This window comes from Blastocatellia bacterium, from assembly GCA_025055075.1.
Taxonomy (GTDB): domain Bacteria; phylum Acidobacteriota; class Blastocatellia; order HR10; family HR10; genus HR10.
This window is the reverse complement of record JANWYV010000033.1, coordinates 77,926-91,180: the sequence shown is the minus strand read 5'-3', so window position 1 is coordinate 91,180 and position 13,255 is coordinate 77,926. Positions and strand designations below refer to the sequence as shown.

Sequence of the window (13,255 nt, the reverse complement as noted above, 5' to 3'; positions counted from 1 at the left end):
TAGCATCCTCACGACCTTCGGGGAACAAGAATGCGGAGCGCTCGCGGGATGATCTCGAATTCCACCGGTAGCTTCCCGGCCAATTCACCGTCCACTTGGAAGAAGATCTCCTCTCCCGAATCGGAATAGGCGCGCCCGCGCCGCGCGCTCACATAAAGGACGCCGGGTTGATGGACGTGCCATCCGAGGAATGCCAGCGGGAGATAGAAGAGCAGATAAAGCAGCTTCCATCGGGTTGTGATCGCGCAGACGCGAAATTCCTCCGTCTCAGGGCGCGCCCCTGGCGCCATGCGAATCCCTCCGCCATAGCTCGGCACATTGGCGATGGTCGCGAACGTCGCGCGAATGCGCTGCTCTTCCAATTCGAGGGTGAAGACCGGAGCTTTCCACGTGAAGAGATGCTTCAATCCGGCGAGCCAGTAAGCGAGGATCCCCAGATGGCGCTTCAATCCGAGGTTCACTTCCCGCACGATCGAGGCGTCGAGTCCGATCCCGACCATTAGCACGAAATATCGGCCATTAGCCCGACCGACGCTCACCTCGCAAGCGTGGGGTTCAGCGATCATGCGAGCGAGATCGGACACGCGGCGCGGGATCCCGAGCACCTCGGCCAAGACATTCGCCGTCCCAGCCGGCCAGATCGCTAGGGCGATGGGAGCGCCGATGATCCCCTGCAACGCTTCATTCACCGTCCCATCGCCGCCGCGAACGATGAGATAATCCGCCCCGGCCTCGACGGCTTGACGGGCAAGATGCGTGGCTTCGCCAGGGCCGGACGTCGCCACGACATCCAGATGAATCCCTCGCTCGGCGAGCATCTGCTGAAAGCGCGCGATCTGCTCGTGCGCTGTCCGCTGACGCCCAGCCGCTGGATTCGTGATGAGAACCGCGCGCGTTGGAGGGGACACCCTGCCAGACAGTTCCCACCTTCACTCGAGGCGATAGTTGGGCGCTTCTTTAGTGATAATCACGTCGTGCACATGGCTCTCGCGCCATCCGGCTTGGGTGATGCGAATGAAGCGCGCCTTCTCTTGAAGCTCTCGGATCGTGCGACAGCCGCAGTAACCCATGCCGGCGCGCAATCCCCCGACCAATTGTTCGACGATCGCCGCCAGTGGCCCTTTGTACGGGACCTTGCCCTCGACGCCTTCGGGGACGAGCTTCCCGCGTTCGAGCGCTTGCAGGTATCGGTCGCCACTGCCTGCGAGCATCGCGCCGAGCGAGCCCATCCCTCGATAGGTTTTGAACGTGCGCCCTTGATAGAGAATCGTCTCCCCGGGGCTCTCATCGGTCCCGGCGAAGAGCGAACCGATCATCACGCAGTCTGCGCCGGCTGCGATAGCCTTGGTGATATCGCCGGAGAAGCGAATCCCCCCATCGGCGATGATGGGAACCCCCGTTCCGCGCGCCGCGCGCGCGCAATCCATGATGGCGGTGATTTGCGGTACGCCCGCGCCCGTGACCACGCGCGTCGTGCAGATGGAGCCCGGCCCCTGCCCAACTTTCACTCCATCGGCGCCCGCGGCAATCAGCTCTCGCGTCGCTTCGGCCGTGGAGACGTTTCCGACGACCACATCAACTTCCGGGAACTTCCGCTTCACTTGCCGAAGCGCGTCCAGCACGCGCGTCGTGTGCCCATGCGCCGTATCAATGACGAGCACGTCCACACGCGCTCTCACCAACTCCGCCGCGCGCTCCAAGAAGTCCCCCGTCGCCCCAATCGCCGCCCCCACGCGCAGCCGCCCCAACGGATCCTTGGCCGCATTCGGGTACTTGATCGCCTTCTGAATGTCCTTCACGGTGATCAGCCCCTTCAGCCGAAAGTCCTCATCCACGATCGGGAGCTTCTCAATGCGATACTGCTGCAAGATCACCTTCGCATCTTCGAGCGTCGTCCCCACGGGCGCAGTGATCAACTTCTCGCGCCCGGTCATCACATCGCGGACGCGCAGGTCCATTCGGGTCTCGAACCGCAGATCGCGATTCGTCAAAATCCCCACGAGCTTCCTATCATCGTCCACGACAGGTATGCCCGAGATCTTGTAGTGCGCCATCATCGCCAGCGCTTCCGAGATCGGCCGATCCGGAGTGATCGTGATCGGATCCACGATCATCCCGCTCTCGGAGCGCTTCACTTTGTCCACCTCGGCCGCTTGCGCTTCGATTGAGAGATTGCGATGGATGACCCCAATCCCCCCTTGCTGAGCGAGCGCGATGGCCAGATGTGCTTCCGTGACCGTATCCATTGCCGCGCTGCTGATCGGGATATTCAACCGCACGTTCCGCGAGAAGAAGGTCGTCGTATCGGTCTCCGTCGGCAGGACGTCGCTCTTGGCGGGGATCAGAAGGACATCGTCGAACGTGAGCCCTTCCGGAAGGCTCGTCATCGGTATAGTCTCGCTCTTGTCGCTCATAGCTAGGCTGCGAGTTTACGCAAGGCGGGTCGGATCGTCAAGGAGGAAGACGAGGCGGGCGCCGCTCATGCGGCGACGACCTGTTCTTTCAACCGCTCCGCTTGATGATGGGTGATGAGCGCTTCGATCAGCTCGTCCAACTCCCCATCCAGGATGAGGTCGAGCTTGTAGAGGGTGAGGCCGATGCGGTGATCCGTCACTCGGTTCTCCTTGAAGTTGTACGTGCGGATCTTCTCACTCCGATCGCCGCTTTTGACCTGCTGGCGACGCTCAAGCGAGATCGCTTCCTGGTGCTTCCGCCGCTCCAACTCCAGCAACCGCGAACGAAGCACGCGCATAGCGCGTTCGCGGTTTTTGATCTGCGAGCGCTCATCCTGACAGGTCACGACGAGTCCCGTCGGCAGATGCGTGATCCGCACCGCCGAATAGGTCGTGTTGACCGATTGCCCACCATGCCCCGACGAGCAGAAGGTATCAATCCGCAGGTCCTTCGGATCAATCCGCACCTCCACTTCCTCGGCTTCGGGAAGGACGGCCACCGTGGCCGCCGACGTGTGGATGCGACCGCTCGCCTCCGTGATCGGGACGCGTTGCACGCGATGTACGCCGGACTCAAATTTCAATCGGGAGTACGCCCCCTTCCCCTCGATCAAGAGGATCGCCTCTTTGACCCCGCCGATGTCTGATTCGGAGACATCGAGCAGTTGGACGCGCCATCCTTGGCGTTCGGCATAGCGCGTATACATGCGCAAGAGATCGGCCGCGAAGAGCGTCGCTTCCGCACCTCCGGTCCCGGCACGAACCTCCAGGATGACATTCCGTTCATCGTTCGGATCCTTGGGCAGAAGGAGGAGTTTCAACTCCTGCTCGCACTGAGGCAGCTTCTCCTCCAGCGCTCGCACCTCAGCGCGCGCCAGCTCGCGTAGCTCCCCCTCAGTTTCTTCCTCGAGCAACGCGCGCGCTTGTTCCAGTTCCCGGCGCAGCCGTTCGTACTCCCGATATTTCTCAACGATCGGCTCTAATTCCCGCTGCTGCTTGAGCAGCTTCACATATCGCTCCGAATCCGAGAGCACTTCCGGTTCCACGAGCTGCCGCCCAAGTTCCTCGTATCGCGCGACGACCTCTCTGAGCTTCTCCAATAGCTCCATCGCGGATGTCCTCCTGAGAGAGAAACATCGAGGGCCACAACGGCTCGCCCTCTCTGCCGCGCGCACGCTGTGGCCCTACTGGTAGCGCCGATGCCGTTACCCTTTGCTTTCGCCAGCCTGTCGCGCCCCGTACTTCTTCTGGAAGCGCTCAACTCGGCCCGCCGTGTCCACGTACTTCTGCCTCCCCGTGAAGAAGGGATGACACGCCGAGCAGACCTCCAGATGGATCTCCCGTTTGGTCGAGCGCGTGCGCCAGGTCTCGCCACAAGCGCACGTGACGATCGCTTCCACGTACTCTGGATGAATGCCTTTCTTCACGGCTTCCCCCTCTTTCTCGCGATCTTTCCAGGAGAGGAAAGGTACACGGCGCACTCCCCGATTGTCAAGAAGGCGCTGGGAAAGGCCTTTCTTAGGATGGGAGATCGAGCACATCGTATCGGGTCACAATCCCCACAATTCGTCCATACTCCTCGACGAGGATGGCTGGGGAATGCTTGAGATATTTCACAGCCGTCTCGACTTCGACAGTCTCGCTCACGACCGGGAACGGAGCCTCCATGACCTCGCTCACGGGCGCCTGCAACAGGTCGCGATTTTTGAGGAGCTTGGCCATGAGCCGCCCCTCGCGCACGCTGCCGACCGAACGTCCCCCTTCGAGCACGGGCAGTTGCGAGAGCCCATATTGATTCATCTTATGCAAGGCCTCGGCCACACGGTCCCAAGGCGCAACAGCCACAAGTGGCGGTACCATGCTCGTGTCCTTCATTTGGAGGAGCGTCCCCAAGGTCAGCCGCTCGAAGCCCAACAGTCGCTTCTCCTTCATCCATTCGTCCGAGTAGAACTTGGACAGGTAGCGCTCGCCTGTGTCGCAGACGATGAAGACGACGACATGCTCACGCGTCAGCCGTTCAGCGACCTTGAGGGCTGCATATGCGATCGTCCCGGTGCTCCCGCCAGCGAAGATCCCTTCCTCCCGTGCCAATCGCCGCGCCATGTTGAACGAGTCGCGATCGGTGACGTTGATGATCTCATCAATGTACTTCATGTGGACATTGGCCGGGATCGTCTCCTGACCGATCCCCTCGACCAGATAAGGCGTTGCCTCCATGAGCTGCCCGGTCTCCTTATAGGCCTTGAAGACCGAGCCATAGGGATCGGCCCCGATGACCTGGATGCGCGGATTCTTCTCCTTGAGATATCGTCCGACACCGCTGATCGTCCCTCCAGTTCCAATGCCCGCGACGAAGTGAGTGATTCGCCCTTCGGTCTGCTCCCAGATCTCCGGACCCGTCGTGCGATAGTGGGCTTCGGGATTCGCCGGATTCTCGTACTGATTGAGCATGATGGCTCCTGGCGTCTCACGCGCAATTCGCTTGGCGGTATTCACGTAATGATCGGGAGAATCAGGTTTGGCTGTGACCGGGACGATGACGACCTCAGCCCCCAAGGCCTTCAAATACCGAACCTTCTCCTGACTCGCCTTATCGGTCATCACGAAGATCGCCTTATAGCCTTTCACCGCGCAGGCCAAGGCCAAGCCGATCCCCGTATTGCCGCTCGTCGGTTCGACGATGACCCCCCCCGGCTTCAGCCGACCTTCTCGCTCCGCCTGCTCGATCATGGCGATCCCGATGCGGTCTTTCACACTCCCTCCGGGATTCATGGACTCGAGCTTGGCGAGGACGGTCGCCTCGATCCCCCGGGTCACTTTGTTGAGCTTCACCAGCGGCGTTCGACCGATGAGCTGCAGGATATTCTCCTTGTACTCCATATGCCCCCTCCGAGTCTTGCCAAATTCGCCGCGTTATTTTACCCGGATTCCGGTCGGCTTTCACGCGCGCCTGCGGATTTCTCCCCAGTGGGCACGCAGGCCTACAATACGGATTCGGGAGGAACAACCATGATCGTGCCGCGAGCGGAAATCCGCCGCTTCGATATCTTCGCCGAATGGAATCGGCTGAAGGCCGTGACGCTATTGCGGCTGCCGGAGCCGGAGGCGCGCACCTATGGGCTCGCTGTCGCCAAGGTCGTCGCGGCGCGCAAGCTGCATGGGTATAAGCCGAGGGAACTGGCCGAGCTCAAGCGCCAAGCGCGAACGCTCGCACGGCCTGAACAGATTACGATCCCCTGGTGGCACAAGCTCGCCTCAGCGGAGGAATTCGAGAAGGAGGTCGTCCAACGCATGGGGCGCGATTTCTACGAGCGTGTCTTTCAACCCGCCATCGCTCGAGCATGGCATGAGGGGAAAACCTACGAGGAGATTCACGACACGCTGCGCCAGCGGTGGAACCAACAGCTCCGGTAGCCCTCACGTCCATTCCTGCCGCAGACGGCGAACACGATGCATGAACGCTCGCACGCGCTCCTCGTCCACGGGGCGATGCACAACTCCGTCTTGCTTGAAAAACGTGCCCACGATCGCCCCATCGGCCTCCCGCAGCAAGCGTTCCACATTCTCCGCCGTCACCCCACTGCCGACGAGCACGGGCATCTCGCGCGCAACGGCTTTCGCCACGCGAAGGCTTTCAAGCGGCGTCTCCCGCCCCGTCATCGCTCCGGAGAGGATGATAGCGTCGGCTCGCCCCCGCTCGATCACTTCCAAGACCTCTTCCGAGAGATCGCGCGGCGCAAGCGGCGCCGAATGCTTCACGGCGACGTCGGCGAAGACTTTCACCGGGCTTGCGAGCATCTGCCGATCGCGAAGCAGAAGGTGTGCCATCCCCTCGATCACTCCTTGATCTGTCACGCGCACCCCGAGGTAGACGTTGACCCGAATGAACTCCGCACCGATGGCCGTCGCGATAGCCAGCGCGCTACGTCCATCGTTGCGCAGGACATTAATGCCGAGCGGCTTGGCAAACGCGCGCTTGACGTCATGACCGAGCACGGTCAAAAAAGCCACCGTATGCGGAGGAACGCGACGGGGATAATATGGCGCGTCGCCGAAGTTCTCCAACAGGAACCCATCCACGCCGCCCTTGGCCAACGCTTCCGCATCGGCCAGAACACGCGTGCGCACGCCCGTCCAATCGCCATCGAATCCCGGAGCCCCCGGCAAGGCCGGCACATGCAGCATGCCAATGATGGGCTTCTCGACATCAAAGATGTGCCTCAACATCTGCACGGCATCAGTCTACGGCCTCCCCCTTCGGAGCGCAACGCCAACGGATGGCCGCGCCGCAAGCACCAACATACGACGCTTTTCCGCGAACGCGCGTTCGCTTCGCGAGAAGAAATTTTCCTCCGCCGCAATGTCCTCGAGCTCGACTCCTCCTTGCAAATCACATTCGATCTGAAGTCGTCCGCTATCCAGACGCCCCCTGCGCTCGTGAGCGAAGGCCTCTTGGGAAGCAAGATAAGATCAGCTCTCTCCAGGAAGCGTTGCAAAGATGGCGATGGGAACCAGCCTGAAACTCCGCAACTCGTCTGAAGTGTGGGGGGATCTCGGCAGCCGCGAGATCCCCCTGGTTTCCTCAAATCAGAAGAAGACCTTCAATCCGAACTGCAGGATCCGCGGATCGAAGGCGGAGGTGATCACGCCAAAGAGGGGCGTTCCGACGGTGATGTTCGGTCCACCGAAGTTCGTCCGGTTGAAGGCGTTGAAGAATTCCGCGCGAAATTCCACGTACACCGTCTCCGTGATCGTCGTCTTCTTGATCAGGGAGAAATCGAAGTTGTTGTATCCGGGACCGATGATCACGTTCCGCCCTGAATTCCCGAACTCCCCGACCGGAGGGATCACGAACGCCTCCGTATCGAACCATCGCTCGCGTCGTCGCTGACCTGGAGGCAGGTTCCCATCGCGAATCCGATTCGGGCGATCCGTCAGCCCACCCGTCAGGCTCCGATCTCCGGAGACCCGCGGTGTCCACGGCGTCCCGCTCGCCAACGTCCAAATCCCTCCCACTTGCCATCCGCCAATGAGCTTGCCAAGAAATCCCGAGACATTCGCGAGGTATTTCCGCCCAGGCCCGAAAGGCAGCTCGTAGATGCCGGTGAAGGTCGCCCGATGCCGCTGATCGTAATCCGAATGCGCCCGCTCGGCCCGAAGATTGCGCGGATCCTGCGGGAAGAACTGCTCGCTCGCGCCTCCCACAGCTCCAGGCGAATTGTCAATCGAATGCGAATAGGTGTAGCTCCCCATGAGCAACAGCCCTCGAGAAAGACGCTTCTGCACGAAAAGCTGCAGGGCATTGTAGCTGGAGTTAGCGTGGCTGAACGTCGTCAGGAACGTCCCCCAGTTCGGGAACGGTCGGAAATACGGTGCCTTCGGTGTCCCCGGCACTGCTCCCTGATTCACCCACTTGATGTTGTCGAGATTGGTCCCCTTGCTCCCCACATAGCTGAGATCCATCATCAGATCCGAGAAGAACTGATGCTGAATCCCCAAGCTCCACTGCTGGACGTACCCATCTTTGAAATCAACAGCGAGATTCCGCCCGCCTGGGACGCCCACAACTCGTCCCTCCGGAAACGGCGCCTCAAACGAGAGCAGGAGTCCCACGGCCGGATTCGCCCGGAAGGTCTCGTCCACCCGGAACGGGATGTTATTCCAAGCGAGAAAGATGCCGTTCCACAGGGCGAGATTGTAGTAGATCCCATATCCCGTCCGCAGCACCGTCTTCCCCTTTCCCGTCAGATCGAACGTCAACCCCAAGCGCGGGCCCCAATTTCGCGTCGTGTAGGGATAGAGCGAGCGGTTCCGCCGACCGCGAAAGCCGTTGTTCGGATCTCCGGCGATCAAGATTTGACCAGGCCGCGGTGGATCGAGATAGCCATCAGGAACGAACACGCTCATGCGATTCTGCTTGTCTACGAACGGCTGATACAGCTCATAGCGAATCCCATAATTCATCGTGAAGCGCGGGGTCACCTTGTAGTCGTCCCCGAAGTAGAAGGCAAAGAGCGTCGAACGCGCATCCGCCCGAGGAACGCCTCGCGTTCTCTGCGCCACCTGAGGAAGACCGAGTAGGAACTCCGGCAACCCTGTCGAAGCGCCCGTCAGGAAATTCGTGAAGGTGAAAACCCCACGATTGAAGGCGAGCACGCTCACGTTATTGAACTGGAGCGGGCGAATGTCGAGTCCGGCGCGAAACGTATGCTTGCCTCGGATCGCCGTGACGTTGACGACGATCTGCTCGGAATTCTCCACGCGCTGTTCGGGCGCGAAGGAGAGATCGCCGAGTGTGGCGAAGCCGCTGATGCTGATGCTCGGATAGCCGTCCAGTTCGGGCGGCAACGGCAGCAGCCCCCGAATGCCCAATTGCTGCGTCCCTCGAAACTTCCCCACCTGCTCGGACGTGTTCAAAGCGCGCTCTCGGTTATACCCCAAGCGCACCTCGGCAATCAGCGTGGGACGAAACGTGTACGTGTTCACCACCGCCACGTTCTGAACCGCCAGCTCGTTGAAGAGCCCAAAACGCGGGATCGCACTCGGCGTGAAATCGTCCGTATCGGACCAGGTGTATCGAGCGAACAAACGCCACCGATCCGAGACGTTATGATCCACGCGGATGTTGAATAGATCGCCATCGAGCCGCCGACTCTGAAAGTTGACGAAGTTCGGCCGCTGGAAGGGCGCATTCGGCAGCGGATACAAGGCGATCAACGCCCGAGAGATCGGATGAATTCGATCCGAAGGGATCCGATTCCCCGGGAAGGGCCGCCCGGTCTGGGGATCTATCACGGGTCGAGGATCCGCCGAGAAATCGCCTGCGCGCTCGGCCGCCGTGGGCACCTGCGCCGTCGCCGTCACCCCTCGCCGAAACCGGAGCCACTCCATGCTGGAGAAGAAGAACGTTCGATCCCTTCGGATCGGCCCTCCTAGCGTCCACCCAAATTGGTTCCGTCGGAAAGGTGGTGGCTCCTGGAAGTCAAAGAAGTTTCGTGCGTCCAACACATCGTTCCGAATGAACTCGAACACGTTCCCATGAAATTCATTGGTGCCCGATTTCGTCGCCACGTTCACCTGTCCATTGGAGAAATACCCGTACTGCGGATCGTAGGGCGAGGTCTGCACCTTGAACTCCTGCACCATCTCGATCGAAGGTTGCAAGCTCGTGTTCCGAAACCGAAATCCGGAGGATTCCACGCCATCAATCAGGTAGCTGTTGTTGCTCGCCCGACCTCCGCTCAATTGCAACCCGATGTTGTTCGGTCCAGATCCCCGTAGCGTCACATGCGCCTTGACCGAAGGAGCTGCCCCCGGCACCAAATACGCCAGTTGTAAATACTGTCGGCCGTTAAGCGGCAACTCCAACACCTCACGCCGATTGATCACCGCCCCGATATTCGCATTCTCCGTGTTCACCAGCGGGACCTGCCCAATGACGACGACTTCCTCTCTCACCTCTCCGGGCTGCAGCACGATGTCCAAACGAGCCGCCTGCGCGACTTCCAAGACGATCCCACTTTGAACGAACGGCCGAAATCCCACGCCCTCTGCCCGGAGAGTGTATTCCCCCGGCAGCAGATTGAGGACGCGGTAAAGCCCATTCTCATCCGTGGTCGCCGTCCGCGTCTCGTTCGTCCGCACGTTCTTTACCGCGATCGTGACGCCCGGAACGACAGCCCCCCTCGCATCCGTGACGATGCCCGTCAAAGAGGCCACCGTGGTCTGCCCTATAGCGGGACGGAAGAGGAAAAGGGGGCACAAGAGAATGAACAGAGGAACGAAACGAAAAACACGCTGTGTGCTCATAGCGTCCCCTCCTGATCAAGTGATCGCGGCCAGAAGGATATGTCCGTTCCCGCAGGAAGTCAAACTGGAAGATTTTATGGGATTGATGAGGATCCCTTATGGGAAGCGGAGGGGCGCGAACCGCCCTACGCCGGGACACCATCCGCTTTCTCAAGAAGACCGCGAACCGTAGGAGGACCAAGCGGGGAAGCGCGATGAGCCGAAGTCACGGGTCGCATCCAGAGCTTTCCTCGCCCTGAAGTTTCATTTGCTGAACGACGCGTCCCTCTGCCATAATCTCCTGGCGGAGTTGATCATGAAACCACGGATTCTACTCTTCTCCGGCAAAGGGGGCGTGGGCAAGACGTCGGTCGCTGCGGCCACCGGAGTGCGCGCGGCCGAACTCGGCTATCGAACGATCGTCCTCTCGCTCGATATTGCGCACAGTCTCTCGGATGCTTTTGACCTGCCCGTCGGTCTACACGAGAAGAACAAGGGTCGTCCCGTTCGCATCACCGATCGTCTCGACATCCAAGAAATTGACGTGCAGGAGGAGCTGGAGCGATGGTGGAGCGAGGTCTACAAGTACTTGGCTGCCGTCTTCAGTGCGGCCGGCATGGGTGACCTCGTCGCTGAAGAGATGGCCATCCTCCCCGGCATGGAGGAGATCGTCGGCTTGCTCTACATCAACCAGTATCTTGAGGAACGGAGATACGATGTCATCATCTTGGATTGCGCGCCGACGGGCGAGTCGCTGCGCTTCATCAGTTTGCCCTCAGCGCTCGAATGGTTCATGGATAAGATCTTCCACCTGGAGCGCACGGTGATGCGGGTCGTGCGGCCGATGGCGAAGCCATTTGCCCCGATTCCCCTGCCGGACGATAGCTACTATGCTGCCATCGAACGCCTCTATCAACGCCTCAAGGGCGTGGACAAGTATCTCCTCGATCATCAGGTCACGACGGCCCGCTTGGTCACCAACGCGGAGAAGATGGTCGTGCGCGAGACGCAACGGGCCTTCATGTACCTCTGTCTTTACGAGATCGCTGTGGATGCTGTGATCGTCAATAAGCTCATCCCTCCGCACGTCATGGATGCTCACTTCGCGAATTGGCTGAAGACGCAAATGGGGTACGTGGAGCAGATCGAAGAGTACTTCGCTCCCATCCCGATCCTGAAGGCGCCGCTTTTCGAGAGCGAGATCGTGGGCTTAGAGCGCTTGCGGCGACTCGCGCTGGAACTGTACGGCTCGCAAGATCCGACGCTCGTGCTCTACGCGGAGAAGCCGTATCAGTATCATTTCGAGGACGGGCGATATTTTCTCCAACTCAAGCTCCCCTTCGCCAGTCGCGAGCACATTGATCTCTATCGCGACGCCGATGAGCTGATCATCCGCATCGGCAGCTTCAAACGCCACATCCTTCTCCCTCACAAGCTCCTCAAAAGCCGCATCCGATCGGCGTCGTACAAAGGCGACTCCCTGATCATCGAATTCGCGGAAGCACAGGAATCCTGAGCGCGCTCTCACAAGAATGGCTCTCCGACGCGATGGAGCTTCATCATGTCGGAGAAGCCAAACCCGCGAAGGGTTCCGGCCATGAGGACGATCACCTCCCCAGGGCGCGCTAGGCCCTCATCTAAGAGAAGCCGATCGCATTGGGAGAGGACATCCTCGGAACGAGAGGGGAATGGGAAGAGACGCGGCTCGACGCCCCAAACGACGGCCAATTGCCGATAGGTCGTCGGCGATGGCGTGAGCGCAATCATACGCTGCGGCGGGCGCAGCGCGGCCAGATGGCGTGGCATGTTTCCCCCTTCGGTGAAGACGACAATCAAGCGAGCCTTTACCTCTTCGGCAGCGAAGGCCGCCGCTTCCGCAATGGCGCGTCCGTAAGATCCCGAGGGCCGACGGCTGACGGCCTCCCGCAGGCGCGAGCGGGCGAGCGGAGAGGCTTCGGCGGCGCGGATGATGCGATCCATTGTGCGCACAGCCTCGACGGGGAATCGTCCGATGGCCGTCTCTCCAGAGAGCATGACGGCGTCCGTTCCGTCCAAGACTGCGTTCGCCACGTCGGAGGCTTCCGCGCGCGTAGGACGCGGATTCTCAATCATGGATTGCAGCATTTGCGTCGCCGTGATCACGACCTTTCCCGCTTGATTCGCCCGCGCGATGATCTCCTTTTGGAGGACGGGGACGCTCTCGACCGCCGTCTCGACCCCGAGATCGCCTCGAGCGACCATGAGCCCATCGGCCGCCTGAAGGATCTCGTCCAAGCGGCGGACGGCTTCCGCCTTCTCGATCTTGGCGATCACGGGAATGCGCGCTCCCGCTTCCTCGATCAGCCGCCGTGCGACCTGACAATCGGCCGCCGAACGGACAAATGAGAGGCCGATGTAATCCACTTCCTGCTCGATCCCGAATTGGAGATCGCGCCGATCCTTCTCCGTCAGCGCCGAGAGGGACAATGTGACGCCCGGCAGATTCAGGCCCTTCCGCGGCCCTAACCATCCGCCATGCACGACGCGACAGACGAGTGCGTCTGTCTCCTTCTCCTCGACCACCAACTCGAGCGCCCCATCGTCGAGCAAGATGCGATCCCCGACGGAAGCCTCCTGGATCAGAGCCGGATAGTTCGTCGAAAAGCGCGTCGCATCCCCGATGATCTCCTCGGCCACCAGACGCACGCGCGCGCCTGTGCGCAACTCGACCGGTTGCCCGTCTTTCAAATCGCCGATTCGCAGCTTCGGCCCGGCTAAATCCATCAAGACGGCGATCGCCTTTCGGAAACGCTCGGACAGCTCGCGCACCTGAGCGATGACCTCGGCGTGTTCTTCATAGGTCCCATGTGACATGTTCACCCGCACGACGTCCGCGCCCGCTTCGATGAGCGCTGCAAGCGTCGAACGCGCGCGTGAGGCCGGCCCCACGGTCGCGACAATCTTCACCCGCCGCATGTTCTCTGCCTCGCTCGCGATCATCAGTTCTCAAGATGAGGGGAGAGCGGATTTCGTCT

10 protein-coding genes are annotated in these 13,255 nt (G+C 60.7%); 2 read left to right on the top strand and 8 right to left on the bottom strand.

Annotated features, from left to right (window positions below; genetic code table 11):
* Nucleotides 1–8: 8 nt before the first annotated feature.
* The 5 genes from NZ746_08285 to NZ746_08265 all read right to left on the bottom strand — a co-directional run bounded on the left by NZ746_08285 (nt 9) and on the right by NZ746_08265 (nt 5,333).
* Complete coding sequence (locus NZ746_08285; protein MCS6817363.1) at nt 9–908, bottom strand: diacylglycerol kinase family lipid kinase; 900 nt, start codon at nt 906–908, stop codon at nt 9–11.
* A 21-nt stretch (nt 909–929) separates the two neighbouring features.
* Nucleotides 930–2,387 (bottom strand): IMP dehydrogenase, encoded by a 1,458-nt coding sequence (guaB, locus tag NZ746_08280; GenBank protein MCS6817362.1) that lies wholly within the window; start codon nt 2,385–2,387, stop codon nt 930–932.
* 92 nt (nt 2,388–2,479) lie between these two features.
* Entirely contained in the window at nt 2,480–3,562 is a 1,083-nt protein-coding gene (gene prfA, locus NZ746_08275) for a peptide chain release factor 1 (protein ID MCS6817361.1), read from the bottom strand.
* A gap of 96 nt (nt 3,563–3,658) precedes the next feature.
* Nucleotides 3,659–3,880, bottom strand: coding sequence for a 50S ribosomal protein L31 (gene rpmE / locus NZ746_08270; GenBank protein MCS6817360.1), 222 nt, complete (start codon nt 3,878–3,880; stop codon nt 3,659–3,661).
* Nucleotides 3,881–3,971: 91 nt separating this feature from the next.
* On the bottom strand, nt 3,972–5,333 hold the full coding sequence (locus tag NZ746_08265) for a cystathionine beta-synthase (protein MCS6817359.1): 1,362 nt from the start codon (nt 5,331–5,333) through the stop codon (nt 3,972–3,974).
* Between the two features lie 129 nt (nt 5,334–5,462).
* On the opposite strand from NZ746_08265, the gene NZ746_08260 reads away from it, so the two are divergent.
* Complete coding sequence (locus NZ746_08260; GenBank protein ID MCS6817358.1) at nt 5,463–5,867, top strand: hypothetical protein; 405 nt, start codon at nt 5,463–5,465, stop codon at nt 5,865–5,867.
* Between the two features lie 3 nt (nt 5,868–5,870).
* Here the strand turns inward: NZ746_08260 and NZ746_08255 are convergent, their stop codons facing one another.
* Both NZ746_08255 and NZ746_08250 read right to left on the bottom strand, forming a co-directional pair.
* The gene (locus tag NZ746_08255; GenBank protein ID MCS6817357.1) at nt 5,871–6,680 is read right to left on the bottom strand and encodes a BtpA/SgcQ family protein; all 810 of its coding nucleotides are present in this window, start codon (nt 6,678–6,680) and stop codon (nt 5,871–5,873) included.
* 360 nt (nt 6,681–7,040) lie between these two features.
* A complete protein-coding gene (locus tag NZ746_08250; GenBank protein MCS6817356.1) occupies nt 7,041–10,262 on the bottom strand; it encodes a carboxypeptidase-like regulatory domain-containing protein in 3,222 nt (1,073 codons plus the stop codon).
* Nucleotides 10,263–10,557: 295 nt separating this feature from the next.
* On the opposite strand from NZ746_08250, the gene NZ746_08245 reads away from it, so the two are divergent.
* The gene (locus tag NZ746_08245) at nt 10,558–11,757 is read left to right on the top strand and encodes an ArsA family ATPase (protein MCS6817355.1); all 1,200 of its coding nucleotides are present in this window, start codon (nt 10,558–10,560) and stop codon (nt 11,755–11,757) included.
* Between the two features lie 8 nt (nt 11,758–11,765).
* Here NZ746_08245 and pyk read toward each other — a convergent pair whose 3' ends face one another.
* On the bottom strand, nt 11,766–13,196 hold the full coding sequence (gene pyk / locus NZ746_08240) for a pyruvate kinase (protein ID MCS6817354.1): 1,431 nt from the start codon (nt 13,194–13,196) through the stop codon (nt 11,766–11,768).
* Nucleotides 13,197–13,255 lie beyond the last annotated feature (59 nt).

Excerpts from the sequence above, each read along its gene's own strand:
- pyk (MCS6817354.1), bottom strand. The coding sequence starts at position 13,196 with ATGCGGCGGGTGAAGATTGTCGCGACCGTGGGGCCGGCCTCACGCGCG.
- NZ746_08255 (MCS6817357.1), bottom strand. The coding sequence starts at position 6,680 with ATGTTGAGGCACATCTTTGATGTCGAGAAGCCCATCATTGGCATGCTG.
- NZ746_08265 (MCS6817359.1), bottom strand. The coding sequence starts at position 5,333 with ATGGAGTACAAGGAGAATATCCTGCAGCTCATCGGTCGAACGCCGCTG.
- NZ746_08260 (MCS6817358.1), top strand. The coding sequence starts at position 5,463 with ATGATCGTGCCGCGAGCGGAAATCCGCCGCTTCGATATCTTCGCCGAA.
- NZ746_08245 (MCS6817355.1), top strand. The coding sequence starts at position 10,558 with ATGAAACCACGGATTCTACTCTTCTCCGGCAAAGGGGGCGTGGGCAAG.
- guaB (MCS6817362.1), bottom strand. The coding sequence starts at position 2,387 with ATGACGAGCCTTCCGGAAGGGCTCACGTTCGACGATGTCCTTCTGATC.
- NZ746_08250 (MCS6817356.1), bottom strand. The coding sequence starts at position 10,262 with ATGAGCACACAGCGTGTTTTTCGTTTCGTTCCTCTGTTCATTCTCTTG.
- prfA (MCS6817361.1), bottom strand. The coding sequence starts at position 3,562 with ATGGAGCTATTGGAGAAGCTCAGAGAGGTCGTCGCGCGATACGAGGAA.